Below are 23,443 nucleotides of genomic sequence, written 5' to 3' on the forward strand. Positions count from 1 at the left end.
CATGCTCTTTCCACGACCGTCGCCCCGCGCCGGCCAACCGGAACGAGCCACATGAACCAGAAACGCATCAATCATCAGATCCGCCTTGATGCCCAGTTGAGCGAAAAGCTCGACCTACTCAGCCGCAATGCCTCGACCTCAAAGACGGATCTTGTGGCGAAAGCGGTCGAGGCCTTCATCGAACGCCGTGGCGAGAACGAGCTCGACCGGCGCTATGGCCAAAGGCTCGACCGCTTGTCGGGCGACCTCAATCGCGTCCGGCGCGATGCCGAGATGATCCTGGAGAGCCTGGCGCTCTTTATCCGATTTTCTATCGCGCTTCACGCCCACGCGCCGGTCCCGGACAAGGCCACACAGGCGATCGCTCAGGAGCGCTTCCAAAAATTCGTCGAGCAGGTCGGCCGTCAGATCGCTTCCGGCAAACGCTCGCTTGGTGAAGACAACGGTAGGGGAGAGCAGGTATGACCACTCATCCCGAAGCCGACCATCGACGCAGAACCATGTTGCGCACTGCAATGGGCCGGGCAGTCGCCGATGCCCTTGCCGATCCGTCGGTCATCGAGGTGATGGTCAATCCGGACGGCGCCCTGCGGCTAGACCGCCTGGGTAAAGGCCGTGTCGACACCGGCGTGCGCATGCAGCCATCCGAGACGGAACGCATCATCCGCCTCGTCGCCTCCCACGTGCGCTCAGAAGTTCATGCCGACAATCCGATCGTCAGTGGCGAACTGCCATTTTCAGATGGTTCGGGTGGCGAGCGCTTCGAGGGCCTGTTGCCTCCCGTCGTACTGGCGCCATGTTTCGCCATCCGCAAGCCGGCGTCCAAGCTCTACACACTCGTTGACTACGTCGCGGACCGAATCATGATGCCGGTTCAGGCTGATGCGCTGAAGAAGGCGGTCCGGGAGCGTCGCAACATCCTGGTCGCCGGCGGCACGTCGTCGGGCAAGACGACGCTTGCCAATGCACTGCTTACAGAGGTCGCCCAATGCGATGAGCGCGTGATCCTGATCGAGGACACGCGCGAACTGCAATGTGCGGCGGCCGACTGCGTCGCGCTCAGAACGAGGCGCGGCGCGATCACCCTTGCGGACCTCGTCCGCTCCACGCTGCGGCTCAGACCCGATCGCATCATTGTCGGCGAGGTCAGGGGGGCGGAAGCCCTCGACATGCTGAAGGCTTGGAACACCGGCCATCCCGGTGGAATCGCCACGGTTCATGCCAATTCAGCTCGTTCCGCACTCTATCGCATCGAGCAGCTTGCTCAGGAAGCCGTCGTCACGGTCTCCCGCCGTCTCATCGCCGATGCCATCGACCTGATCGTCTTCATTGCCGGGCGCGGATCGTCGCGCCGCATCAACGAGATCGCGCAGGTCAGCGGTCTTGACCGCAACGGCGACTACGCCGTCACGCAGCTCACCCTCCCGCAACTCCAGCAGCTTTGAGAGGATTTTCATGCGCAAGAAGCTTCGCTTTCTTTCGACCGCCGCCCTCACGATTGTTCTCACGGTTCCGGCTCATGCGGCTGGTTCCGGTATGCCGTGGGAAGAGCCGCTGCAGCAGATTCTGGAATCGGTCCAAGGGCCGGTCGCCAAGATCATCGCTGTGATCATCATCATCATCACAGGACTGACGCTGGCCTTTGGCGACACGGCGGGAGGCTTCCGCCGGTTGATCCAGATCGTCTTCGGCCTGTCCATCGCCTTTGCGGCATCCAGCTTCTTCCTCTCCTTCTTCTCCTTCGGTGGCGGGGCCCTTGTCTGATGGACGCCCGCGAGCTGCACATCGAGGGCTTTGAGGTTCCTGTTCACCGGGCCCTGACCGAGCCTATCCTGCTGGGCGGCGCGCCGCGGTCCGTAGCGATCTTGAACGGCACCGTGGCCGCGGCCATTGGCCTTGGCCTGCAGCAGTGGGTTGCCGGGCTGGTGCTTTGGCTCGCAGGCCACACGCTCGCGGTCTTCGTCGCCAGACGTGATCCGGACTTCGCCGGTGTGCTCGTGCGCCACCTCCGCCAGAAGGGTTGGCTGGCATGCTGAAGCTTGTGGAATACCGCACTCGGGTCGACCGGCTTGCAGACCACCTGCCCTGGGCGGCGCTGGCCGCGCCTGGCGTCATTCTCAACAAGGATGGCAGTTTTCAGCGAACCTTCCGATTCCGCGGACCCGATTCGGAAAGCGCGACCGACGCCGAGCTCGTCTCAATCTGTGCGCGCGCGAACAATGCGCTGAGAAGGTTCGGCTCCGGCTGGGCCTTGTTCTTCGATACCGAGCGCATCGAGGCTCTGGACTATCCGGAATCGCAGTTCCCCGACGCTGCGTCATGGCTGATCGATCAGGAGCGACGCGCGGCCTTCGAGGGCAAAGTTGCGCATTTCGAGAGCCACTATCACCTGACCGTACTGTTCATGCCGCCACCGGATAGCCAGGCACGGGCAGAAAGCGCGCTCGTGGAGTCCAGTCACAAGCCAGGAGAAAGAAACTGGCGCCAAGAACTGGCGCAGTTTCGCGATGCGACTGACCGCGTTCTGGATCTTTTTTGCGGCTTCATGCCGGAAGTGCGCGCGCTTGACGATGCCGAAACATTGACTTTCCTGCACGGCACCATCTCGAGCAGACGTCACCCGGTCGCCGTGCCGGAAACACCGATGTATCTCGACGGCGTGCTGGTCGACACGCCGCTCATTGGCGGCCTTGAGCCGGTTCTGGGGGACCAGCACCTGCGCACTATCACCATCCTCGGTTTTCCGAGCGCCACCCGGCCCGGAATTTTCGACGCACTGAATCGTCAGGACTTTGGTTATCGCTGGGTGACGCGCTTCATTCCACTCGACAAGACGGAAGCCGCCAAAACCCTGACCCGATTGCGCCGGCAGTGGTTCGCGAAGCGCAAGTCAATCGCCGCCATCCTGCGCGAGGTGGTTACCAACGAGCCGGTACCGCTGGTCGACAGCGATGCCGACAACAAGGCGCACGATGCTGATGCTGCGCTGCAAGCGCTGGGCAGTGATCACGTCGGCTTCGGTTATCTCACCACCACCGTGACAGTGTGGGACGAGGAGCCTCAGGCTGCTGAGGAGAAGCTTCGAGCAGTCGAACGCGTTGTCAATGGGCTTGGCTTTACAGCCATCCGCGAAACCGTCAACGCGGTCGAGGCGTGGCTCGGCTCGCTGCCCGGCCACGTCTATGCCAATATCCGCCAGCCGCTCGTCCATACCCTCAATCTGGCTCATCTCATGCCCTTGTCATCGGTGTGGGCCGGCCCGGCGCTCAATGAGCATCTTGCCGAAGTGACCCAGACGGAGTGTCCACCGCTTCTTTTCGCCGAAACCAGCGGCTCGACACCATTCCGGCTATCCACCCATGTCGGTGATGTCGGCCACATGCTGATCGTAGGGCCCACCGGCGCCGGCAAGTCGGTGCTGGTCTCCCTGATAGCCCTGCAGTTCCGGCGCTATGACGGCGCGCAGGTCTACATCTTTGACAAGGGCAACTCCGCCCGTGCGGCAACGCTCGCCATGGGCGGCGAGCACCACGTGCTGGGCGCAGACGGATCATTGGCCTTCCAGCCACTGAGAAACGTCAACCAACAGGCCGACCGCAGTTGGGCTGCCGAATGGGTTGCCGGCCTGCTGGCTCACGAGAAGGTCGCTGTCACGCCGGAGTTAAAGGAAGCTGTCTGGTCGGCGCTCACAAGCCTTGCCACCGCACCGGCGGATGAACGCACCCTGACCGGCCTTTCCGTGCTGCTTCAGTCCAACGCGCTAAAGGCTGCGCTCATGCCCTACACGCTGGATGGGCCTTTCGGCCGGCTGCTCGATGCCAATGACGACCGGCTGGCGCTGTCGGACGTGCAGTGTTTCGAGACCGAAGAACTGATGCATGAGGAAGGCGTCGTCCTGCCAGTGCTTACCTATCTGTTCCATCGGCTCGATCAACGGTTCGACGGGCGGCCCACGGTACTCATCCTCGACGAAGCGTGGGTCTATCTCGACAACCCGCTCTTTGCCGCCCGCATTCGCGAATGGCTGAAGGTGCTGCGCAAGAAGAACGTGTCGGTGATCTTCGCCACACAGTCGCTCGCCGACATAGCCGGTTCTTCCATTGCGCCGGCGATAATCGAGAGCTGCCCGCAACGCATTTTCCTGCCTAACGATCGCGCCATCGAGCCGCAGGCACGGGCGGCTTATGACCGGTTTGGTCTGAACGAGCGGCAGATTGAGTTGATCGCCCGCGCCACCCCAAAGCGCCACTACTATCTGCAGTCGCGCCGCGGCAACCGCCTGTTCGAGCTCGGACTAGGTCCAGTCGCACTGGCTCTCTGTGGCGCCTCCGATCCGGCCGCGCAGACCCTCATCGATACCATCGTTTCCGAGCACGGGCGGGAGGGCTTCGCCGCGCAGTTCCTCAGCGCACACGGCCTCGATTGGGCCGCTGAGCTTCTCGGGCAATTCCCTCAACCACGCAAGGAGCAATCATCATGATGCAGCATCACCTTCTTGTTGCAGTAGCCCTGATGGCCAAGACGATCACCGGAGCGATTCAACCGGCCTTCGCCATCACCGTGTTTGATCCGTCGAACTATGCACAAAACGTGCTGACGGCGGCGCGATCGCTGGAGCAGATCAACAACCAGATCCAGTCGCTGCAGAACCAGGCAACGATGCTGCAGAACATGGCACGGAACATTCGGCGTCTGGATTTCTCCTCGCTCGGCCAGCTCACCGGCGCACTCAACCGCATCGACGGCCTGATGATTCAGGCGGAGGGGTTGAGCTTCGAACTCGACCAACTCGACGAGGAATGGCGCGAGCAATATCCGGAAAGCTATGACGGCACGATCAAGGTCAGCGATTTGGCGGCGGCTGCACGCGAGCGCTGGCAGAGCACAATGAAGGCCTTCCGCCAGACCATGCGTGTCCAATCGCAGATTGTCGAGAATGTCCACGCCGACGGCAATCTTCTCGTCGATCTCGTCAGCCGCAGCCAGAGCGCCGTCGGGGCACTGCAGGCCCAGCAGGCCGCAAACCAGCTGATTGCGCTTTCGACAAAGCAGCAGATGCAGATTCAGACGCTGTTGGCCACGCAGTACCGGGCGCAGGCCGAGAACGCCGCTCGAAAGGCGCAGTCGGAAGAGGCTGCGCGGGAGACGACGCGGCGCTTCCTAGGCGCCGGCACGGCCTATTCCGGAAACTGATCCCAGCTCAACAGTAAGAGGAGAGCGGCGGCGTGCATGACCTCGGCGTCATCGATCGGTTCATGGAGACCTTCATCCGCTACATCGACAGCGGGTTCGGCCTCGTTTCAGGCGACGTCGCCTTCCTCACCACCATCCTGATCAGCATCGACATCACACTGGCTGGTCTGTTCTGGGCATTCGGCGGCGAACCCAACATTCTCGGTCGGCTGGTCCGCAAAGTTCTTTATGTCGGCGTCTTCGCCTTCATCCTGAACAATTTCGCCAACCTCGGCGACATCATCTACCGCTCATTCGCTGGACTTGGAATCAATGCATCCGCCGGCAATTTGTCCGCCGACGACCTTCTGCGGCCCGGCCGTATAGCGGCCACGGGCTTCGAGGGCGCCTGGCCGCTGCTCGATCAGGCCAGCCAACTCCTGGGTTTCCCCGAGTTCTTTGGCAATGCGCTGACCATCTTCGTGCTGCTACTGGCCTGGTTTCTGGTCATCATCGCCTTCTTCATCCTTTCCATCCAGCTCTTCATCACCATCCTGGAGTTCAAGCTCACTACGCTTGCTGGCTTCGTCTTGGTCCCCTTTGCGCTGTGGAACCGATCGGCATTCCTGGCCGAACGCGTGCTGGGCAATGTGGTTGCGTCCGGCATAAAGGTGATGGTGCTCGCCGTCATCGTCGGCATCGGCACCACACTTTTCGGCGAGTTCGCATCGGCGTTGCAGGGGCAGGAACCCGACCTTGCTGCCGCCATGTCACAAGTGTTGGGTGCCCTGTCGCTGCTCGGCCTCGGCATCTTCGGGCCGGGGATCGCTTCCGGTCTGGTATCGGGCGCACCGCAACTCGGCGCGGGTGCGGCGTTGGGGGCAAGTGCGGCGGCAGCCGGTGCAACGCTCATCGCCGGTGGTGCGGCCTACGCCGGCGTCCGCGCGGGAACCGGCGGAAGTCTTGCCGCCATCCGCGCCGGTACGGCTATGGGCTCGGCCGCCTCCACAGCTTGGCAGATCCGGCGCGCAAGCTCGGCGGCCTCCGGCCTGTCTGGCATGGCCGCAGGGATGGACGGTGTCACCCGCGCAGCCGGCGGTGCCATCATGCGTCAAGCGCAGTTCGCCGCCGAACCATTAAGACGTAGCGCTGATGCCGGCCGTCGCGCTGCTTGGGCCGCGACCGGCGGTGCGTCGACAGCCTGGGTGCCGGAAACATCCTCGACCGCCGTGCCTAGTGCCGCGCCGGCCTGGGCAAGACGCTTGCGCTCTGAGCAGGCCGCCCGTGCGCATCGCCACGCCGCTATGCAGGCCGTCCGCGATGGCGACCGGCCGGCAAGCGGTGCCAATCCTTCCCTCAATGACAAGGACGACTAGATGATCTTCAAGCGACCCGTTCAACGCTACGGGAAGACACCTGAACCGGTAACGCCTTACCAAAAGGCGGGGCAGCTCTGGGACGAGCGTATCGGCTCGGCTCGCGTGCAGGCCCGGAACTGGCGTCTCATGGCCTTCGGATGCCTGACACTGGCAACAGGCTTGTCCGGTGGACTCTTATGGCAGTCGATGCAAAGCCGAGTCGTGCCTTACGTGGTCGAGGTCGACCGCTTCGGCGAAGCACGTGCGGTCGCGCCAGCCATCCAAGACTATGAGCCATCCGATGCCCAGATCGCTTGGCACCTGGGCCGGTTCATTGCCAACGTCCGTTCCGTTTCCACCGATCCGGTCATGGTGCGGCAAAACTGGCTGTCGGCCTATGACTTCGCCACAGACCGCGCAGCGCTCTTCCTCAACGAGTACGCGAAGGCGAGCGACCCCTTCGGCCGGATCGGCACCCGCAGCGTGTCGGTGCAGGTGACCAGCGTTGTCCGGGCCTCCGACAGCTCGTTTCAGGTCAAGTGGACCGAGCAAATCCATGAACGGGGAAGCCTCGCCAGCACGACCCGCTGGACTGCCATTCTCACCGTAGTGATCCGATCTCCGAGAAATGCCGATCAGCTGCGCAGGAACCCGCTGGGCGTCTTTGTTAACGCAATCGACTGGTCGCGTGAACTGGACAGCGCCGCACCGACATCCATTCGCCCGAAGGAGGCCACCGATGTACAATAGAGTTCGAACGTTGGGCACGCTGTTGATCGTTTCGACATCGGCACTGGCCGTTTCAGCCTGTGCGTCGAAGAAGGTGCCCCCGCCCGAGATTTCATATGACGCGGCTGACTTTAGACAGGCGATCATAGAAGCAGCGCCCGACAAGCCGGTGAAGATCGTCGAGGTCCCAAAGCCTCTGCCGCTACCAGGCCAGTTGCAGCCCGGGACGGACAAGTTCGTAGAGGACAAGCGAGCGCCCGAGGAACGTGTCGCGGATGCCAACAAGGCGGCAACGCAGGAGCCTACCAAGCATGGCTATGTAAATGCGGTGCAGGTCTATCCCTATGCCGAAGGCGCGCTTTACAGGCTCTATGCAGCACCCGAACGGGTTACCGACATTGCCCTGCAGCCGGGCGAGACGCTTACAGCTGTGTCGGCCGGCGACACCGTGCGTTGGGTGATCGGCGACACGGTCAGCGGCTCCGGCGAAAAGCAGCGCACCCACATACTCGTCAAGCCCTTTGCGCCGGGCCTGAAGACCAATCTGGTCATTACGACCGACCGCCGTTCGTATCATCTGCAGCTGGAAAGCACTGAGCGAACCGCGATGGCAGCAATCTCTTGGACGTACAGCCAGGACCAGATCATTGCATTGCGCAGGCGCAATGCTCGAGCCGAGGCGGCGATGCCCGTTGCGTCGAACGTGGCCCTTGAAAACCTTCGCTTCCGTTATGCCATTGCCGGCGACCGTCCAGCATGGCGACCGGTGCGTGCCTTCGACGACGGTCATAAGGTCTATATCGAATTCCCGCGCCGTATCGATCAGGGCGAGGCGCCGCCACTTTTCATCGTCGGTGCTGATGGGAACAGCGAACTCGTCAACTACCGCATGCGGGGCAACTACTACATCGTAGATCGCCTCTTTGCTGCGGCCGAACTACGGCTGGGCACGAAGCCGCAACAGGTCGTGCGCATCACCAGGACCGACGGCCGGACACGCCGCCGCACATTCCTGTTCGGCCGTTCGAGCAGGTGAGAGGGCAGGTCATGACCGACACATCCGCTTCCCATGCTTCTCCCAAAGTTAACCCCGAACGCTTGCAGCTGCGGGCCTCACCGCGCCACGCCGTGCGCTTCAAACGCGGCTTGATCATCGTCATCGCTGCCCTGGGCTCAGGGACGATCCTAGGCGTCACCACGATCGCACTGCAGGGGCCGGCATTGCGACTTAAAGATCAGGCGGAAGAACTCTACCACACGGAGCGCAAGCCGATGGCCGAGGGACTCGAAACGCTTCCGCAAGACTATTCCGAGGTCAAGCCCGAAACGCCGATGCTTGGGCCGCCGCTGCCCGGTGACCTTGGAGGTCCCATCCTTGAACGTCAGCGCCAGCTTGGTATCGCACCGGGGCAGGAGGTTTCCGCCGAGGAACAGCGTTTGGCCCAGCAGGCAATCCAGGCCCGTGAGTCGGAGGTTTTCTTCCGGATCGAGAATAAGGCCGATACGATGATTACCGCCGAAAGGAAGCGCCTTGGATCCAAGCCTATGGAAACTGCATTGCCACCAGAAGCCAGGTTTGCGCCGGCTTCCGTGGCGCCGGCCGAAGGAGATCAGAACAACCAGCAGCGCAAGCTCGATTTCATCGGTCAGCGCGCTACGGAGGGGATTTACAATCGCCATGCCTTGCAAACGCCTGCTTCGCGCTACCAGATCATGGCTGGAAGCGTGATAGCTGCCAGTTTGATCACCGGCATCAATTCCGACCTGCCAGGCCTCGTCGTCGCTCAGGTCACCGAGAACGTGTTTGACACGGTGACCGGCAGCGTTCTGTTGATCCCGCAGGGTTCGCGTCTCGTCGGTACATACGACAGCGTCGTCGCCTTTGGCCAAAGGCGGGCGCTTCTCGTCTGGCAACGCGTCCTGCTGCCCGACGGATCATCGATCCAAATTGAAAATCTTCCCGCCACCGACGCCGCTGGCTATGCCGGACTCGAGGACGAGGTCGATTTCCACACTTGGCAGCTGATCAAGGGTGTTGCACTGGCCACTTTGCTCGGCGTCAGCACAGAACTTAGCCTCGGTCAGGATGAAAGCGATCTCGTGCGCGCCATCCGTCAATCGACCCAGCAGAACGTCAACCGCGCTGGCCAGCGCATCACCGAAAAGAACCTCAATATCCAGCCAACTATCACCGTTCGCCCTGGCTGGCCGCTGCGCGTTATTGTCCAGAAAGATTTGGTTCTGCGGCCTTATAGAGGCTAGTGCCCGCCGTGGAGCCTTTGTGAAAATCATGAAAGTTCAAATGACAGATATAGGACTCGCAAACTGCCCGGCCTTACACCAGCAGGTGTCACCGTCAGTGCAGGAAGGAACCAAACTCTCCGCGGCTAAGCTGAGCAGAACAGACTGCACTACGTTCTCCATTGACGCGCTCTTGCTGATCAATTATCAAACAAGACTAAACAGGCTCATTATACAGGTATAAGAATGGTGCGACGTTCCGATGCCTCGTCACTCGGACGAGGTAAGCCCGAACAGATCGCGACCGTCCTGGAGAAGGAAATACGGTCCGGCGTTCTTGGCTTTGGCGATCGGCTGCAGAGCGAGAACGAGTTGGTCCAGCGCTTCTCGGTTAGCCGCAGCACAGTTCGCAAGGGGCTGGAGGAACTGACCTCCCGCGGCCTGATCACCACGCGCGTCGGCATCGGTTCCTTCGTTACCTTCGACGGCAAGACGGTTGATGACGCCGTCGGGTGGTCGCAGGCGCTAGCGAATGCCGGCGCTAACGCTGAAACACGCACCATGCGGCTGGAAGTCATGGAGGACGAGGCGCTGGCGGCGAAGCTCGAACTCGACAGCGCATTGTTCATCGCTGTCGAGCGGGTGCGAACCAATGCCAGCGACGGCCATGCGATTTCCATCGAGCGCAGCCGCCTGCCGCTGTCTGCCGAACTCGAGGATGTGCCGCTGCGCGGCCTGCGCGAGGGATCGCTGCATCGAACGTTGCGCGCAGCAGGCCTCGTGCCGGACCATGGCGAGGAATGGGCGGATGTCGAAATGCTGAATGCCGAGGACGCTGCCATTCTGGGCTGCCCGGCGGGTACGGCATTTTTGCGGACGCGTCGGCTGACGCGGGCGACCGACGGCCGTCCGATTGAATATGTCGTCAGCCTGCTCAACCCGGCCCATTTCGCGCTGCATCTGGAGTTCTGAGGGATGGCGCGGGGGGCAGGGGGGACGGTCGACCGGGCGATGGGCGCTCTGATCGGCGGCGCGCTCGGGGATGCGCTCGGCATGCCGACCCAGCTGCTGTCGCCGGCGCAGATCAAGAGGGCATACGGTTTCGTGGATCGCTTTGTGGTTCCGGAAGAAGATCATCCGGTTTCGAAGGGATTGCCGGCCGGCACTGTCACGGATGATACCGAACAGACCATGCTTCTGGGGCGCCTGCTGCTGGAGTCCGGCGGCTGTTTCGATCACAGGCAATGGGTTGCCGCATTGGTCGAATGGGAGCGGGATGTGAAGGCGCGTGGCAGCTATGATCTGCTCGGGCCGTCGACCAAACGCGCCATCGATGCGATCAATGACGGTGCGGCGCCGGAGGAGGCGGGCCGTGGCGGCGATACCAACGGGGCGGCGATGCGCATCGCACCGGTGGGAATCATGATGCCGCCGGAACCGCTCGACAGGCTGGTCGCCAAGGTCGCGGAGACGAGCCGGGCGACGCACAACACGTCAGTCGGCATCGCCGCGGCGGCCGCCGTGGCAGCGGCCGTCAGCAGTGGCGTTGCCGGCGCCGGCTGGCACGAGGCTTCCGCTAAGGCAGTCGAGGCGGCGCGCCTTGGGGCATCGCAAGGCCATTGGGTGGCCGGCGCCGACATTGCCGCACGTATCCGCTGGGCGGGTGAACTGGTGCGCGGCAAGGCGGCTGCAGACGCGATCGGGCTGATCGTCGATCTGGTCGGCACCAGCGTTGCCAGCCAGGAATCGGTTCCCGCAGCCTTCGCGGTGGTGGAAGTGGCTGGCGGCGACCCGTGGCGGGCAGCGGTGATCAGCGCCAATCTCGGCGGCGATACGGACACGATCGGCGCAATCGCCGCCGGCATGGCCGGTGCCTGCGCCAGTCTATCGAGCCTGCCGCGGGAGCATATCGCCGCCCTCAAGGGCATCGATCTCGCCGATATGCGTTCGCTGGCCACAGGCCTGGTCGGGGCGCGTTCTGCGCGCGCCGGCGGCAAGGATGATGCGGCATGACCGGGCCTCGCCTCGTCCATACCGGCAGCGCCGTTGTCGATTGCGTCTACCACATAGACGCCCTGCCTGCGCCTGGTACGGAAAAGACCGCCGCTTCCTATGCACAGCTTCCCGGCGGCGGCTTCAACATGATGGCCGCGGCAAGCCGGACCGGCATGAAGGTGGTGTTCGCCGGCCAACTGGGCACCGGGCCGAACGGCGATTTTCTACGCGCCGCCTTTGCCGCCGAGAATATCGATACGCTGATGCCGTCGTCGCCGGCGATGGACAGCGGCAATTGCGTGGTCCTGGTGACCGGAGACGCCGAACGGACCTTCGTGTCGTGGCCCGGCGCCGAAGGCGTGTTGCGGGCCGACCTTTTGGCGCGTGTGTCGGTAGAGGCCGGCGACTGGGTTTTTACCTCGGGCTATACGCTGAGCTACCCAGGCAGCCGCAATGCGCTCGCCGATTGGATCGGAAAGCTGCCGCCCGAGACGCCCCTCGTCTTCGATCCGACGCCTGTGGTGGCTGACATCCCGCCGGTGATCCTGACGCGCGTGCTGGGGCGCACGACCTGGCTGAGCTGCAATGCGGCGGAGGCCGCGACCATTGCCGGCGGCGGCGATGCGCAGGGCGTTGCGGAGCGGCTGATGGCGGATCATTGCCCGCAAGCTGCAGGCGTGCTCATCCGCGCCGGTGTGGCCGGGTGCCTGGTGCGCTTGCGCGACGGCCAATCGTGGATGGTTCCGGGCTTTGCCGTTAAGGCCATCGATACCAACGGTGCAGGCGATACGCATATCGGCGCTTTCGTCAGCGTGCTGGCCCGCGGCGCTGCGCCGGAGGAGGCGGTGCGTTATGCCAATGCGGCAGCGGCCATTGCGGTGACCCGCCACGGCGGCTCTTCGGGCCCGGCCGACCGGGAAATCCGCCAATTCATCCAGGCAGCCGAAAAGAGGGCAGACCGCTTCCCAGGATAACGAGAAGATCAAAGCCTGACAGAGCCAATAGAGAGGAACAGACAATGCGCATGACGAGACTGAAGACGATCCTGACCGCCGCCGCCGTTCTGACATCCGCCGCCGCGGTGCAGGCCGACGATCTGCATGTGTTGAACTGGAAGGGCTATGGTGCGGACGAGCCGTGGGCGGTCGAGGCTTTCGAGAAGGCCACGGGCCATAAGGTGATCAACGACTTCTTCAATTCCGAACAAGAGATGCTGACCAAGCTGCGCACCAACCCGGGCCTTTATGACGTTGTCATGATCAACGCCGCCTTCACCGGCCAGGCGATCGAGGAAGGGCTGATCCAGGGCATCGACGTCTCCAATATCCCCAACTACGCCGACATAAGCCCGGACAAGTCCGACTCGCCGATGCTCAATCGCGATGGAACAGTCTACGGCATTCCGTGGGTCTGGGGGCTGACTGCCATCGCCATCAACGAGAAGTCGTTTGCGACGCCGCCGACAAGCATATCGGTGATGTGGGACGAGGCGCACAAGGGCAGGGTAATTATCCGCGACGACGCGGTCGAGGCGGTCCAGTTCGGCGCAATCGCCACCGGTCAGGACATCAACGACATCGAGGATATGGATGCGGTCAAGGCGAAGCTGGCCTCGCTGATGCCGCAGATCAGGACCTTCTGGAGTTCGGAGAATGACTGGAACCAGATGGTCGCCTCGAACCAGATCGATATCGGCACCTATTGGAGCGGTTCGGCCGACCGCGCCAAGACGCAGTTCAACCTGCCGGTCTCGCTGGTCATCCCCGAAGAGGGCGCTGTGGCGTGGCTCGATGCCTTCTCCATCCCGACCGGCTCGAAAAACGTCGCCGGCGCCGAAGCCTTCATCAACTACATGATCGATCCCGGCTTCTATGTCGAATGGGTCACCAAGGTTGGCGCCCCGGTCTCGGCGAACGAGAAGGCTGTCGCCGCGCTGCCCGAAAATTCCTTCAATCGCAAGGTGATGGGAGATCCGAAAGTGGCTGAGCGCATCCAGTTCCAGGCGCCGATCACGGACGAGCAGCGTGAGGCCTATCTGGCGATCTGGCAGGAGCTCAAGGTCAACGTCAAGTAGTCGCCGCGCCTGTCCCCCAATCCGGAAGGCGGCTCGGGGCAGGCGCAGACAACGGGAGGATGGCGTTGGAACCGCGCGGAGAAGGCATGGCAGGACGGGTCGCATCGGGATCGCGCAAGGGATTTGTCCGGGCGCTCCCGCTTCTCGCGCCAGCATATCTTTGGCTGACCGTGGCGATTTTCCTGCCGCTGTCGGCCATGGCCTTCTTCTCCTTCATGACCGAACTGCCGATGTCGGGGAGGGCATGGTCGTTCACGCTGCAAAATTACATCGCGTTCTTTACCACCGGGGTTTACGGAACGCTGCTGTGGTCGTCGCTCAGGCTCGGCCTGGACGTCACCTTCTGGTGCGCGCTCATCGGCTTTCCGGCGGCCTATGTGCTGGCCAAAATCATCAAAGGCCGCAGCCGCGAGGCGATCTTCCTGCTGGTCATCCTGCCGTTCTGGAGCAACGGCCTGGTCCGCGTTTTTTCGTGGACGATGGTGCTGCGGGAAGGCGGCATCCTCGATACGGCGCTGAATGCGGTGCTGCCGTTCAGGGTCAGCATCGACCTGATGTATTCCTATCCCGCCATCATCATCGGGCTGGTGCATTCATACGTGCCCTACATGGTGCTGACCTGCTATCTGACGCTGCAGGCGATCGACGACGCGCTCATCGAGGCCGCCCGTTCGCTTGGCGCTTCGCGACTGACCGTGCTGCGCCGCCTCGTCATCCCGCTCTCGATGCCCGGCCTGGTCGCGGGCGCGGTATTGATCTTCGTGCCGGTGGTCGGATCGTTCATGGAGCCGCGCATCCTCGGCGGCCGCGCCGGCACCTTCTATGGCACGGTGATCGAAGATCAGTTTGTCGCCGTCTTCAATTGGCCGCTCGGGGCGGCACTTTCGTTCGTCCTCCTGGCGGTTGTGCTCGTTATTCTGGCACTTGCCTCGCCGGTTCTTAGAAGGGGAAACTGATGCCGATCACCCGCATCCTTGAGGGTCTCGGGCGGCTGCATGTGGGCCTGCTGCTGGCATTTCTCTATCTGCCCATCGTCATAATGGCGCTGATGTCGTTCAACGCATCGCCGTTTTACCAGCTGCCGCTCGAATGGACGACAGGCTGGTATGTCGACCTGTCTCGCAATGCCGGCCTCCTCGATGCAACCTGGAACAGCCTCCTGATCGCTGTCGTCACAGCGCTGATCGCCACGGCGCTCGGCACCGCGGCGTCGCTGGCGCTGTTCCGCTACGAGTTCCGCGGCAAGAAGATCCTGCAAGCGCTGCTGTTCCCGCCGATCGCCATTCCGTGGCTGATCACCGGCACGGCAATGCTGATCTTCTTTTTCGGCATCGGCATCGGGAGGGGGCTGCACGCCATCCTGCTTGGTCATGTCGCGCTGGCGCTGCCCTATGTAATTGTCGTCGTCTCGGCGCGGCTGCACACGTTTGCGCCGGAACTGGAAGAGGCAGCCCGTTCGCTCGGGGCCAATCAATGGCAGGTGACGGCGCGCATCACGCTGCCCTGGATCATGCCGGGCGTCATCGCGGGCGCGTTGTTCGCCTTCGCCGTCTCCTTCGATCAGTTCGTGGTGTCCTATTTCTTGTCGACGCCGGGCGAAGCAACGCTGCCGGTCGAGATCTACGCTGCCATCCGCAAGGGCTTTACGCCGGAAATCAATGCCATCTCCACCATCATCATCACCGTTTCCATGGGGCTGATGCTTCTGGCGGCCCGCTTCTTTCGGTTTGGGGGAGAAAAGTAAATGGCCAAGGTGCAGGTCGTGGGCATTACGCGCAAATTTGGCGCGCATACCGCGCTCGAGGAGGTCTCCATCGATTTTGCCGATGGAGGATTCTATGCCCTTCTGGGGCCATCGGGAAGCGGCAAGACCACCCTGCTACGCCTGATCGCCGGTTTTGATTTTCCCGATGCCGGCCATGTCATGATCGGCGACGAAAGGGTCGAGCGGGTGCCGGTCGAAAAGCGCCACATCGGCATGGTGTTCCAGAGCTATGCGCTCTTTCCCAATATGAGCGTGGCCGAGAATGTGGGCTTCGGCCTGTCCGTGCGCGGTGCCGGGAAAAGCCAGATCGCCGAGGCCGTGCAGCGTGCTCTGGATCTGGTCCAGCTCGGAGCGCTTGGCGCGCGGCGCCCGCATCAGTTGTCCGGCGGCCAGCGCCAGCGCGTCGCACTCGCCCGCGCGATCGTGATCAAGCCGCGGGTGCTGCTCCTCGACGAGCCGCTAGGCGCACTCGACAAGGCACTGCGCGCCGACATGCAGATCGAGCTGAAGCGCATCCAGCGCGAGATCGGCATCACCACGATATTCGTAACCCATGACCAGGAAGAAGCGCTGACCATGAGTGACCGCATCGGCATCCTCCGGGACGGACGCCTGGTGCAGGAAGGCCCGCCCGAGGAGATCTACAATCACCCGAAAAGCGAGTTCGCCGCGACCTTCCTCGGGGACGCCAATATCCTGCGTGGCGCGCCGACCGACAACGGTATCCGCCTCGATGACGGCACGGCAATCGTCGTGTCGGCAAGCGCACGCGTGCGCGCAGGCGCCATGGCAAGCTGCGCAGTGCGACCGGAACGCATCGAGATCGAACCGTATGCCGGGCCAGCGGCTTCCGATCCCGGCACGGCAAACGTGCTGATGGGCCGCGTATCCAGGCGTATCTTCACCGGCAACAGCAGCACCTATTTCGTCGTGCGCGGCAGCGAAACCATAAAGGTGCACGTGCAGAACAACGGCACTGACCGCTTGGCGGAAGGCCAGGACGTGGTACTTCGCTGGGCTCCGCAGAGCACGGTGCTGATCGAATCGGGATAGCCGTCTTCGTGCGTTGATCAGGGCGGTTGTCGTCAGGCCACCTCCGTGCGCACGAAATGGCCCGGCGTGCGCTCGACGAGCGACAGGATCGACCGCCCCGCCTCTGGCTTCGCGGCGAGTTGCGGCGGGTTCGTCTCCGGCACTGCGGGGCGGCGCACGCGGCGGGTCGGATCGGGCCGCGGAACGGCTGCGAGAAGGCGTTTTGTGTAGGAATGTTGCGGATCGCTCAGGACGGCTGTGGTCGGGCCGGTCTCGACGATTTCGCCCGCATACATGACGGCTACACGATGGCTCACGCGCTCCACCACGGCAATGTCGTGTGAGATGAACAAGAAGGCGAGCCTATCGGTGCGTTGAAGCTCTAGCATCAGATCCGTCACCTGGCGTGCGATGGAGACGTCCAGCGCCGAGACCGGCTCATCCGCCACGATCAGCCGCGGCCCGACCGACAGCGCGCGTGCGATGCACAGGCGCTGGCGCTGCCCGCCGGAGAACTGGTGCGAGAAACGGTCGACCGCGTCGGCTTCCAACCCGACCTTCTCGACGAGGCTGACGGCGAGGTCGCGCGTCTGGCGGCGCGTGGCGATGCCATGGATGCGCGCCGGCTCCGTCACCAGCTCATGCACGGGAAGGCGGGGATTGAGGCTGGCATAGGGGTCCTGGAAAACCATTTGCGCGTCTCGCCGCGCCAAGCGCAGCTCCTCCCTTGAAAGCCGCATCAGGTCGCGCCCGGCAAGCCGCACGGAGCCGGACGCCGGTTCCACCAGCCGCAGGATGGAGCGGGCGAGCGTGGACTTTCCGCAGCCCGATTCCCCTACCAGCCCCAGCGTCTCCCCCTCGCCCACCGTCAGCGAGGCGTTGTTGACCGCCTGGATCTCCGCCCGCATCCGCCGCAAAAGGCCGCTGCGCAGCGGAAAGCGCGTGGAGAGCCCTTCCACCTCCAGGATAGGCCTGGAGGGCTGGCGCAAGCGCGGCGAGCCCGAACCAAGCTTCGGCGTCGCGTTCATGAGTTGGCGCGAATAGATCGCGCGCGGTCGGGCGAAAAGGTCGCGCACATCGGCTTCCTCCTCCATCCTTCCCTGCCGCATCACCACGACCCGGTCGGCAATCTCCGCCACCACGCCCATGTCGTGGGTGATGAAGAGGACGGCCATCCCGATCTCCTCCTGGAGGCTGCGGATGAGGGAAAGGATCTCGGCCTGGGTGGTGACGTCGAGCGCCGTCGTCGGCTCGTCGGCGATCAGGAGGCGGGGCCGGCAGGCGAGCGCCATGGCGATCATCACGCGCTGGCGCAGCCCGCCTGAAAGCTCGTGCGGATATTGCGAAAGCCTACGCGCCGCCTCGGGAATGCGCACCTTGTCCAGCGCCTCGCGCGCCGCCTCCATGGCACCCCGGCGCGACATGGCCCGGTGGCGGACAAAGACCTCCATGAGCTGTTCGCCGATGGTCATGACCGGGTTGAGCGAGGTCATCGGCTCCTGGAACACCATGGAGACGGCGCGCCCGCGCAGCCCGCACATGGCACTGTCGGATAGCGCGGCTAGATCTCTTTCGTCCGCACCATGAAGGCGGATACGCCCCTTGGTTATGCGCCCGCCCTCGCGCTCGATGAGGCGCATGATGGCAAGAGCGGTGGCCGATTTGCCCGAGCCCGACTCGCCCACCAGCGCCAGCGTCCGGCGCTCCTTGACGGCGAAGGAGAGGCCCTGGACCGCCTCGTGCCGGCCAAAGGCGACATGCAGATCCTCGACGGTGAGCACCGGCGCGTTCATGCCGGCTCTCCCTTCATGCGCGCCGCCACTTCCGGAATCTGGTGGAAGGGGGGGACGGGCGGCGTCCAGCGCCGCGTATTGGGTATGAAGGAGAAGTCGATGGGGTCGCGCCCCTCCACGCGCCAGCGCACCGTATCACCCAGTTCGATGAGGCCGAGCGCCGCCGCAGGCTCGCCCTGCGTGGTAAAACTTTCGGTGAGCGATTGCTGGGTCAGATGAGTGATGCCGTCGATGTGGGTGATCGTGTTCCAGTGGACGTGGCCGGCAATGCAGACGACGGGCACACGCGCCTGCGAAAGCACGGCGCGGGCGCGGGCGGCTTGCGGATAGGTGGAGGAGGACGGGTTTGCCTCGAAATAGTAGTTGCCGACTTGCGAGTGGCCCGACACGGGCACGTGACTGACCACGAGCAGCGGCCGGTCGGCGTTCTGCACGATGCGCGACAGCCACAGGAGGTCGGCCTCGCCGAGCAGGAAGCCGCGATTCTCCGGTTCGCGACGGATGCGCGTGTCGGCGCGCCACAACGCAATGCGCCAACCGCCGATGTCGAGCGTCTGATGGCCGAGCGCCTGGCCGAGAATCTCCTCATTGTCGGCGACGGAAAGGTGATCGCGGTCGTGATTGCCGTTGATGTGGCAGATGGGAGCCTCGACGGCCTTGAAGGCCTCGGCCACATCGCGCTCGAGGCCGATGTCGGTGTCGCGGTCGATATCGGAAATGCGGTCGCCCAGATCGAGCACGAGGTCGGCCCGCGCCTCATTGGCGAAGCGGGCGAATTCGCCCATCAGATCGAGCGCGGTGTCACCGCGCTTCGTCATGGATGGCTTTCCGTGATGGATATCGGCGACGAGACAGATGCGGACGGCCATGGTTTTCAGATCCCTTTTTGCGCAGATGAGAGGTGTCGCGCCGCCGCGACTGGCGGCGCGGCAAGCACTGATCAGTTGGAAGCGAAGGAGATTGAGCCGGCGCGGAAATCGAGCACATAGGGAATGTGGCCCGGCTTCGGCGCCCAGTTCACGTCCTTGCGCATGGCCCAGGATTCGTAGGGCCGGTAGAGCGGCAGCACCGGCGGATCGGCCTTGATGCGGTCCATCAGTTCCGCATAGGCCGCCTTGCGCGCCGCCACATCCTTGGAGAAGCGGAAGCGCTTCCAGATCTCGGCGTACTCCTCGTCCGTGTTGAAGCGGCCTTCCGATTCTGAGGGGCCGTCCGGCGCCCACATCACGCCGAAGGAGCCGAAGGGGTCGGAGAAATACATCGGGTTCGACCAGTTGCGGGTCATCATGTCCGGCGAATTGCCTGTCCACTTCTCGCCGACCTGGACCTTGCCCTTGACGCCGACCTCCGCCCACATCTCCATGATTGCCTGCGCAGCCAGAAGTCCGTTGGTGTAATAGACGGCATCCGTGTCGTAGGTGATCTCGAAGCCGTCATAGCCGGCTTCCTGAAGCAGCGCCCTGGCGCGCTCCGGGTCGTATTCGAAGGTTTCCAGCTCCGGCATGTAGAGCTCGCCGAACTCCTCCAGCGTGTGCGTGGACGGCACGACCGCCTTGCCCAGCCACAGCGCCTCGTTCAGCGCATCGCGGTCAATGGCCAGGCTCAACGCCTGACGGATGCGCGGGTCCTTCAGCTTCGGGTGGTTCACGTTCATGATCATGACGTGGAACAACGCTGTCGGGGCGCCCACCGCCTCGAGGTTGGGATCGCCTTCGATCAGCGAGAGTTGGTCCGGTGCGACATTGGTGATGATGTCGGCCTCGCCCGTCTTCAGCGCCGTGATGCGCGAGGCCATCTCCGACATGCGCTTCACCGTCACCCGTTCGAGCGGCGCCTTCTCGCCCCAGAAATCGTCGAAGCGCTCATAGACGATCTGCTCGCCGGGCGTGAATCCGGTGATTGCATAGGGGCCGGTGCCGACCGGCTTCAGTGAGAAGGCTTCGTAGTCGTCGTCCTCGGCGACGTTCGGGTCGCCGGCCAAAGCCTTCGTATACTCCTCCGGGATGATCATCACCTGCTGCAGGTTGAGCAGCGTCTCCCACAGCGGCTCCTCGCGTTCGGCATGGATGCGCACCGTATAGTCGTCTACTTTCACTGCTTCCTTGAAATTGCCGAGCCGGTCGCGGGCGCGCACCTGATAGGGCACGAAGGTCGCCTGGTACATGCGGTTGAGCGAGAAGACTACATCGTCGGCGGTCATCGCCTCGCCATTGTGGAACTTCACGCCCTGGCGCAGCTTGAGCTCCATGACTGTGGGCTCGACCAGCTCCCAGGATACGGCCAGCCCCGGCAACCATTCGGCCTCAGCTTTATCGTGGTTGCGCGCGATCAGCGTGTCGAAGGCGTTGTAGTAGAACTGGGAGCCGACATTTGAGTGGTCGCGGCCCGGATCGAGATAGGATGCCATGTTGGACGCACCCACCGTTATTTCCTGGGCGAAGGAGGTGCTGGCGAAGAGTGTGGCCAGAGCCGTTGCTGCAAGAAGTCGTTTCATTTGAAGCCTCCATTGAGATTTTCGGGTTTCTGTTTTGTCCGGGCCTTGAGCGGCCTCTTGTGAGCATGAGGTGTCAGCGGGCGCGCAGGCGCACGTCGGCGCGGTCGCGCAGCCAGTCTCCCAGGATCTGCACGGCGAAGGTGACGAGCAGGATCATCAGGGCTGGCGCGACGACGATCCACGGCGCCGTCGGCATGTAGTCGCGCCCAATCCCGACCATCGCGCCCAGCGTCGCCGTCGGCGGCTGCACGCCGAGCCCGAGGAAGGAGAGCGTCGATTCAAGGAGCACGATGTTGGAGAAGGAGAGCGTGAACTGCACGACCAGAGGCGAGGTGATGTTGGGCAGGATATGCCTTGTCGCGATGCGCCGGTCCGTCGCGCCCGCTGCCCGCGCAGCCTCGATGAAGGGCATCTCGACCAGCTTCCGCACCTCGCCGCGCACGATGCGGGCGTATTGCTCCCACCCATGGAGGCCGAGCACCAGCACCATGATGGTGAGGCTCGAGCCGAAAATGGCGAGGATCAGGAGCGCGATGAGCGTGAAGGGGATGGCGATCTGCGCATCCACCGTGCCCATCACGAAATCCTCAAAGACGCCGCCCATAAGCCCCGCCAGGACGCCCAATATGCCGCCGAGGAGAAGGCCGATGATGGCGCCCAAAAGCGCTAGAGAAAGGGTGAGCCGGAGCCCGTAAAGCGAACGCGAAAGCACGTCGCGGCCGAGCTCGTCGGTGCCGAGCAGGTATCCCTCCCGGTAGTTTTCGAAACCGATGGGCGGGCGCAAACGCGCGATCAGGCTCTGCTCGACCGGGCCGAAGGGCGCTACGAGCGGCGCGAAAAGCGCTGCCGCGGCGAGCACGAGCGCCAGCACCATGGCCAGACGCTGCACCCAGTTGGCCTCGCGCCAGAGCGTGCCGATGCCGGTGAATATCCGGCTTGCGCCTCTGCTCTTCGGGCGGGCGATGACGGTCGCGTCGGCCATGGTTCAGACCCTCCCCAGGCGGATGCGCGGGTCGGCATAGGCATAGGCGATGTCGACGATCGCGTTGATGAAGAGGACGGCGATCGAAACGGCGATGACGCCGAACTGGAGCACCGGATAGTCTCGCGTGATCGCCGAGCGCACCAGAAGCTCCCCGATGCCGGGCCAGGCGAAGATCGTCTCCACCACCACGCTGCCGGCCGCGGCAAGCCCGGCGACCTGCAGGCCGATCACCGACAGGATGGTGATGGTGGCGTTGCGCAGCCCGTGCTTGAAGATCACCTGCGTCTCGGAAAGGCCCTTGGCGCGCGCGGTGCGCATGTAGTCCTGGCCGAGCACGTCGAGCATGGCGTTGCGGGTGAAGCGCGTCAGCCCGGCGATCAGGATGGCTGACATGGTGATGGTGGGCATTAGGAAATGCCACACCGTGCCGTTGCCGACCACCGGGAGCCAGTTGAGCTGGTAGGCAAAGAGCAGGATGAGGAAAATCGCCAGCACGAAATTGGGCACGGCGTAGCCCAGGAAGGCGAACACCATCACGGCGCTGCCTACCCAGGACTTGCGGTAGACGGCGGCCATGATGCCGAGCGGCAGGGATACGGCAAGCGTCAGCGCCACACTGGCGAACAGGAGCTGGAGCGAGGGCCAGACGCGCTCGGCCACGATCTGGGCCACCGGCCGGCGCTCCATGAAGGAGAGGCCGAACTGCCCGTCGACGAAGGATAATAGGAATGCCTGGTATTGCGCCCATATCGACCGGTCGAGGCCGTAGTAGCGGGTGAGCAGGATGCGGTCCTCCTGCGTGATGCCCTGGCCGATGACGAAGTCGATCGGGTTTCCGGAAAACCGGGTCGCGAGGAAAACCAGCGTGACGATGGCGAAGAAGGTGATGGCAATCTTCGCCAGCACACGCAGGAGATAGGTCAGCATGCCGCCCTCCTCGCCCCGTCGAGCACCGCCGGCTTCTCCTCCCCGAGGGGAAGGCGCGACAACGCTAGGTGCGAACTTCGCAGATGGATGAAGTCTACCCCTGCTACCCGAGCGGCCTCGCCGTCCGTCGTTACATTGTCGCCGATGAAGACCGCCTCGCCGGGGACGGCGCCGGCGCGCCCGAGCGCGATCTCGATCAGATCCGGCGCCGGCTTGCCGATGGACCGGAAGGAAAGATCCGTCTTACAGGCCCGGAGCGCCGCAAGCAGCGCCCCCGTCTCCGGTACGGGCAGACCTTCGGGGTCCGGATGGGCGGTATCCAGATTGGTGACGAAAAGTGCCGCTCCGGCCTCGATCTGCGCCAGGACCGCGGCAAGCCGGGGTAGGTTCAGCCGTGTGTCGCGCGCAAGCAGAACCCACTCGGGCAGATGTGCGCTTTCAACCAGGCCAAGCTCTTCGGCAAGCGCCTGAATGGGCGGTTCGGCATGAATGGCAACCTTGGCGCTGGGTCGTTCGGCCGCAAGCCGCCGCACCGCCTGCTCGCCGGCAAGCACGATGCGCTCAGGTGCGATGGCGAGGTCCAGCGCCGCCAGCCGCAGGCTGAGGGTCGCTGCCGTATCGGAGGAATTATTGGAGACGATCCAAAGGCGCTCGCCATTGAGCGCGGCAAACTCGTGCACGCCTGGATACACGTGGTCGCCCGAGATCAGGCAGCCGTCCAGGTCGCACAGGATCGCTGCATAGGACGTAAGCAACGAGGCCGGCAGGCTGTGCATGGTCGCATAGGGTCGCATTGGTCGGCGATGTCCTCTTGTGCGCGCGCCCTCGCAGAAGGGCTTCGCCGCCGGCCGGTGCATGGCGTCTGACGGCTCGTTTCT

General features: G+C 63.6%; 23 protein-coding genes. 17 read left to right on the top strand and 6 right to left on the bottom strand.

Annotated features, from left to right (window positions below):
• Nucleotides 1-51 precede the first annotated feature (51 nt).
• The 17 genes from NTH_RS13660 (at nucleotide 52) to NTH_RS13740 (ending at nucleotide 16,387) form a co-directional block, all read left to right on the top strand.
• Nucleotides 52-465: a CopG family transcriptional regulator gene (locus tag NTH_RS13660; protein WP_338530522.1), complete on the top strand. Its 414-nt coding sequence runs from the start codon at nucleotides 52-54 to the stop codon at nucleotides 463-465.
• Nucleotides 462-1,445: a P-type conjugative transfer ATPase TrbB gene (trbB, locus tag NTH_RS13665; RefSeq protein WP_338530523.1), complete on the top strand. Its 984-nt coding sequence runs from the start codon at nucleotides 462-464 to the stop codon at nucleotides 1,443-1,445. Before NTH_RS13660 ends, trbB begins: the two co-directional genes overlap by 4 nt.
• A 10-nt stretch (nucleotides 1,446-1,455) precedes the next feature.
• A complete protein-coding gene (locus tag NTH_RS13670; RefSeq protein WP_338530524.1) occupies nucleotides 1,456-1,764 on the top strand; it encodes a TrbC/VirB2 family protein in 309 nt (102 codons plus the stop codon).
• A complete protein-coding gene (locus NTH_RS13675; RefSeq protein ID WP_338530525.1) occupies nucleotides 1,764-2,036 on the top strand; it encodes a VirB3 family type IV secretion system protein in 273 nt (90 codons plus the stop codon). The genes NTH_RS13670 and NTH_RS13675 overlap by 1 nt, the downstream gene beginning before the upstream one ends.
• Complete coding sequence (trbE, locus tag NTH_RS13680; protein WP_338530526.1) at nucleotides 2,030-4,480, top strand: conjugal transfer protein TrbE; 2,451 nt, start codon at nucleotides 2,030-2,032, stop codon at nucleotides 4,478-4,480. The genes NTH_RS13675 and trbE overlap by 7 nt, the downstream gene beginning before the upstream one ends.
• Nucleotides 4,477-5,193, top strand: coding sequence for a P-type conjugative transfer protein TrbJ (gene trbJ / locus NTH_RS13685; RefSeq protein WP_338530527.1), 717 nt, complete (start codon nucleotides 4,477-4,479; stop codon nucleotides 5,191-5,193). Before trbE ends, trbJ begins: the two co-directional genes overlap by 4 nt.
• Nucleotides 5,194-5,225: 32 nt before the next feature.
• Nucleotides 5,226-6,548, top strand: a complete 1,323-nt coding sequence (gene trbL / locus NTH_RS13690) for a P-type conjugative transfer protein TrbL (protein ID WP_338530528.1) — start codon at nucleotides 5,226-5,228, stop codon at nucleotides 6,546-6,548.
• On the top strand, nucleotides 6,549-7,280 hold the full coding sequence (gene trbF / locus NTH_RS13695) for a conjugal transfer protein TrbF (RefSeq protein WP_338530529.1): 732 nt from the start codon (nucleotides 6,549-6,551) through the stop codon (nucleotides 7,278-7,280).
• Nucleotides 7,270-8,295, top strand: a complete 1,026-nt coding sequence (gene trbG, locus NTH_RS13700) for a P-type conjugative transfer protein TrbG (RefSeq protein ID WP_338530530.1) — start codon at nucleotides 7,270-7,272, stop codon at nucleotides 8,293-8,295. The genes trbF and trbG overlap by 11 nt, the downstream gene beginning before the upstream one ends.
• Nucleotides 8,296-8,306: 11 nt before the next feature.
• Nucleotides 8,307-9,521, top strand: coding sequence for a TrbI/VirB10 family protein (locus tag NTH_RS13705; protein ID WP_338530531.1), 1,215 nt, complete (start codon nucleotides 8,307-8,309; stop codon nucleotides 9,519-9,521).
• Between the two features lie 225 nt (nucleotides 9,522-9,746).
• A complete protein-coding gene (locus tag NTH_RS13710; RefSeq protein WP_338530532.1) occupies nucleotides 9,747-10,472 on the top strand; it encodes a GntR family transcriptional regulator in 726 nt (241 codons plus the stop codon).
• 3 nt (nucleotides 10,473-10,475) lie between these two features.
• Nucleotides 10,476-11,513 (top strand): ADP-ribosylglycohydrolase family protein, encoded by a 1,038-nt coding sequence (locus NTH_RS13715; RefSeq protein WP_338530533.1) that lies wholly within the window; start codon nucleotides 10,476-10,478, stop codon nucleotides 11,511-11,513.
• Nucleotides 11,510-12,469: a PfkB family carbohydrate kinase gene (locus tag NTH_RS13720; RefSeq protein ID WP_338530534.1), complete on the top strand. Its 960-nt coding sequence runs from the start codon at nucleotides 11,510-11,512 to the stop codon at nucleotides 12,467-12,469. Before NTH_RS13715 ends, NTH_RS13720 begins: the two co-directional genes overlap by 4 nt.
• 44 nt (nucleotides 12,470-12,513) lie before the next feature.
• The gene (locus NTH_RS13725; RefSeq protein ID WP_338530535.1) at nucleotides 12,514-13,569 is read left to right on the top strand and encodes an ABC transporter substrate-binding protein; all 1,056 of its coding nucleotides are present in this window, start codon (nucleotides 12,514-12,516) and stop codon (nucleotides 13,567-13,569) included.
• Nucleotides 13,570-13,655: 86 nt separating this feature from the next.
• Nucleotides 13,656-14,525 (top strand): ABC transporter permease, encoded by an 870-nt coding sequence (locus NTH_RS13730; protein ID WP_338530536.1) that lies wholly within the window; start codon nucleotides 13,656-13,658, stop codon nucleotides 14,523-14,525.
• Complete coding sequence (locus NTH_RS13735) at nucleotides 14,525-15,313, top strand: ABC transporter permease (RefSeq protein ID WP_338530537.1); 789 nt, start codon at nucleotides 14,525-14,527, stop codon at nucleotides 15,311-15,313. Before NTH_RS13730 ends, NTH_RS13735 begins: the two co-directional genes overlap by 1 nt.
• On the top strand, nucleotides 15,314-16,387 hold the full coding sequence (locus NTH_RS13740; RefSeq protein WP_338530538.1) for an ABC transporter ATP-binding protein: 1,074 nt from the start codon (nucleotides 15,314-15,316) through the stop codon (nucleotides 16,385-16,387). It abuts the gene before it with no gap.
• A 32-nt stretch (nucleotides 16,388-16,419) separates the two neighbouring features.
• Here NTH_RS13740 and NTH_RS13745 read toward each other — a convergent pair whose 3' ends face one another.
• From NTH_RS13745 to NTH_RS13770, 6 genes are all read right to left on the bottom strand, one after another.
• Complete coding sequence (locus tag NTH_RS13745) at nucleotides 16,420-18,159, bottom strand: ABC transporter ATP-binding protein (protein WP_338530539.1); 1,740 nt, start codon at nucleotides 18,157-18,159, stop codon at nucleotides 16,420-16,422.
• Entirely contained in the window at nucleotides 18,156-19,028 is an 873-nt protein-coding gene (locus NTH_RS13750; protein WP_338530540.1) for a metallophosphoesterase family protein, read from the bottom strand. The genes NTH_RS13745 and NTH_RS13750 overlap by 4 nt, the downstream gene beginning before the upstream one ends.
• A gap of 71 nt (nucleotides 19,029-19,099) precedes the next feature.
• Complete coding sequence (locus NTH_RS13755) at nucleotides 19,100-20,653, bottom strand: ABC transporter substrate-binding protein (RefSeq protein ID WP_338530541.1); 1,554 nt, start codon at nucleotides 20,651-20,653, stop codon at nucleotides 19,100-19,102.
• A 73-nt stretch (nucleotides 20,654-20,726) separates the two neighbouring features.
• Nucleotides 20,727-21,635, bottom strand: coding sequence for an ABC transporter permease (locus NTH_RS13760; RefSeq protein ID WP_338530542.1), 909 nt, complete (start codon nucleotides 21,633-21,635; stop codon nucleotides 20,727-20,729).
• A gap of 3 nt (nucleotides 21,636-21,638) precedes the next feature.
• A complete protein-coding gene (locus NTH_RS13765) occupies nucleotides 21,639-22,565 on the bottom strand; it encodes an ABC transporter permease (RefSeq protein ID WP_338530543.1) in 927 nt (308 codons plus the stop codon).
• Nucleotides 22,559-23,359 carry an HAD-IIA family hydrolase gene (locus NTH_RS13770; RefSeq protein WP_338530544.1) on the bottom strand — a complete coding sequence of 267 codons (801 nt, stop codon included), beginning with the start codon at nucleotides 23,357-23,359 and terminating at the stop codon, nucleotides 22,559-22,561. Before NTH_RS13770 ends, NTH_RS13765 begins: the two co-directional genes overlap by 7 nt.
• Nucleotides 23,360-23,443: the final 84 nt, after the last annotated feature.

The sequence above is a fragment of the Nitratireductor thuwali genome (assembly GCF_036621415.1).
GTDB lineage: Bacteria > Pseudomonadota > Alphaproteobacteria > Rhizobiales > Rhizobiaceae > Chelativorans > Chelativorans thuwali.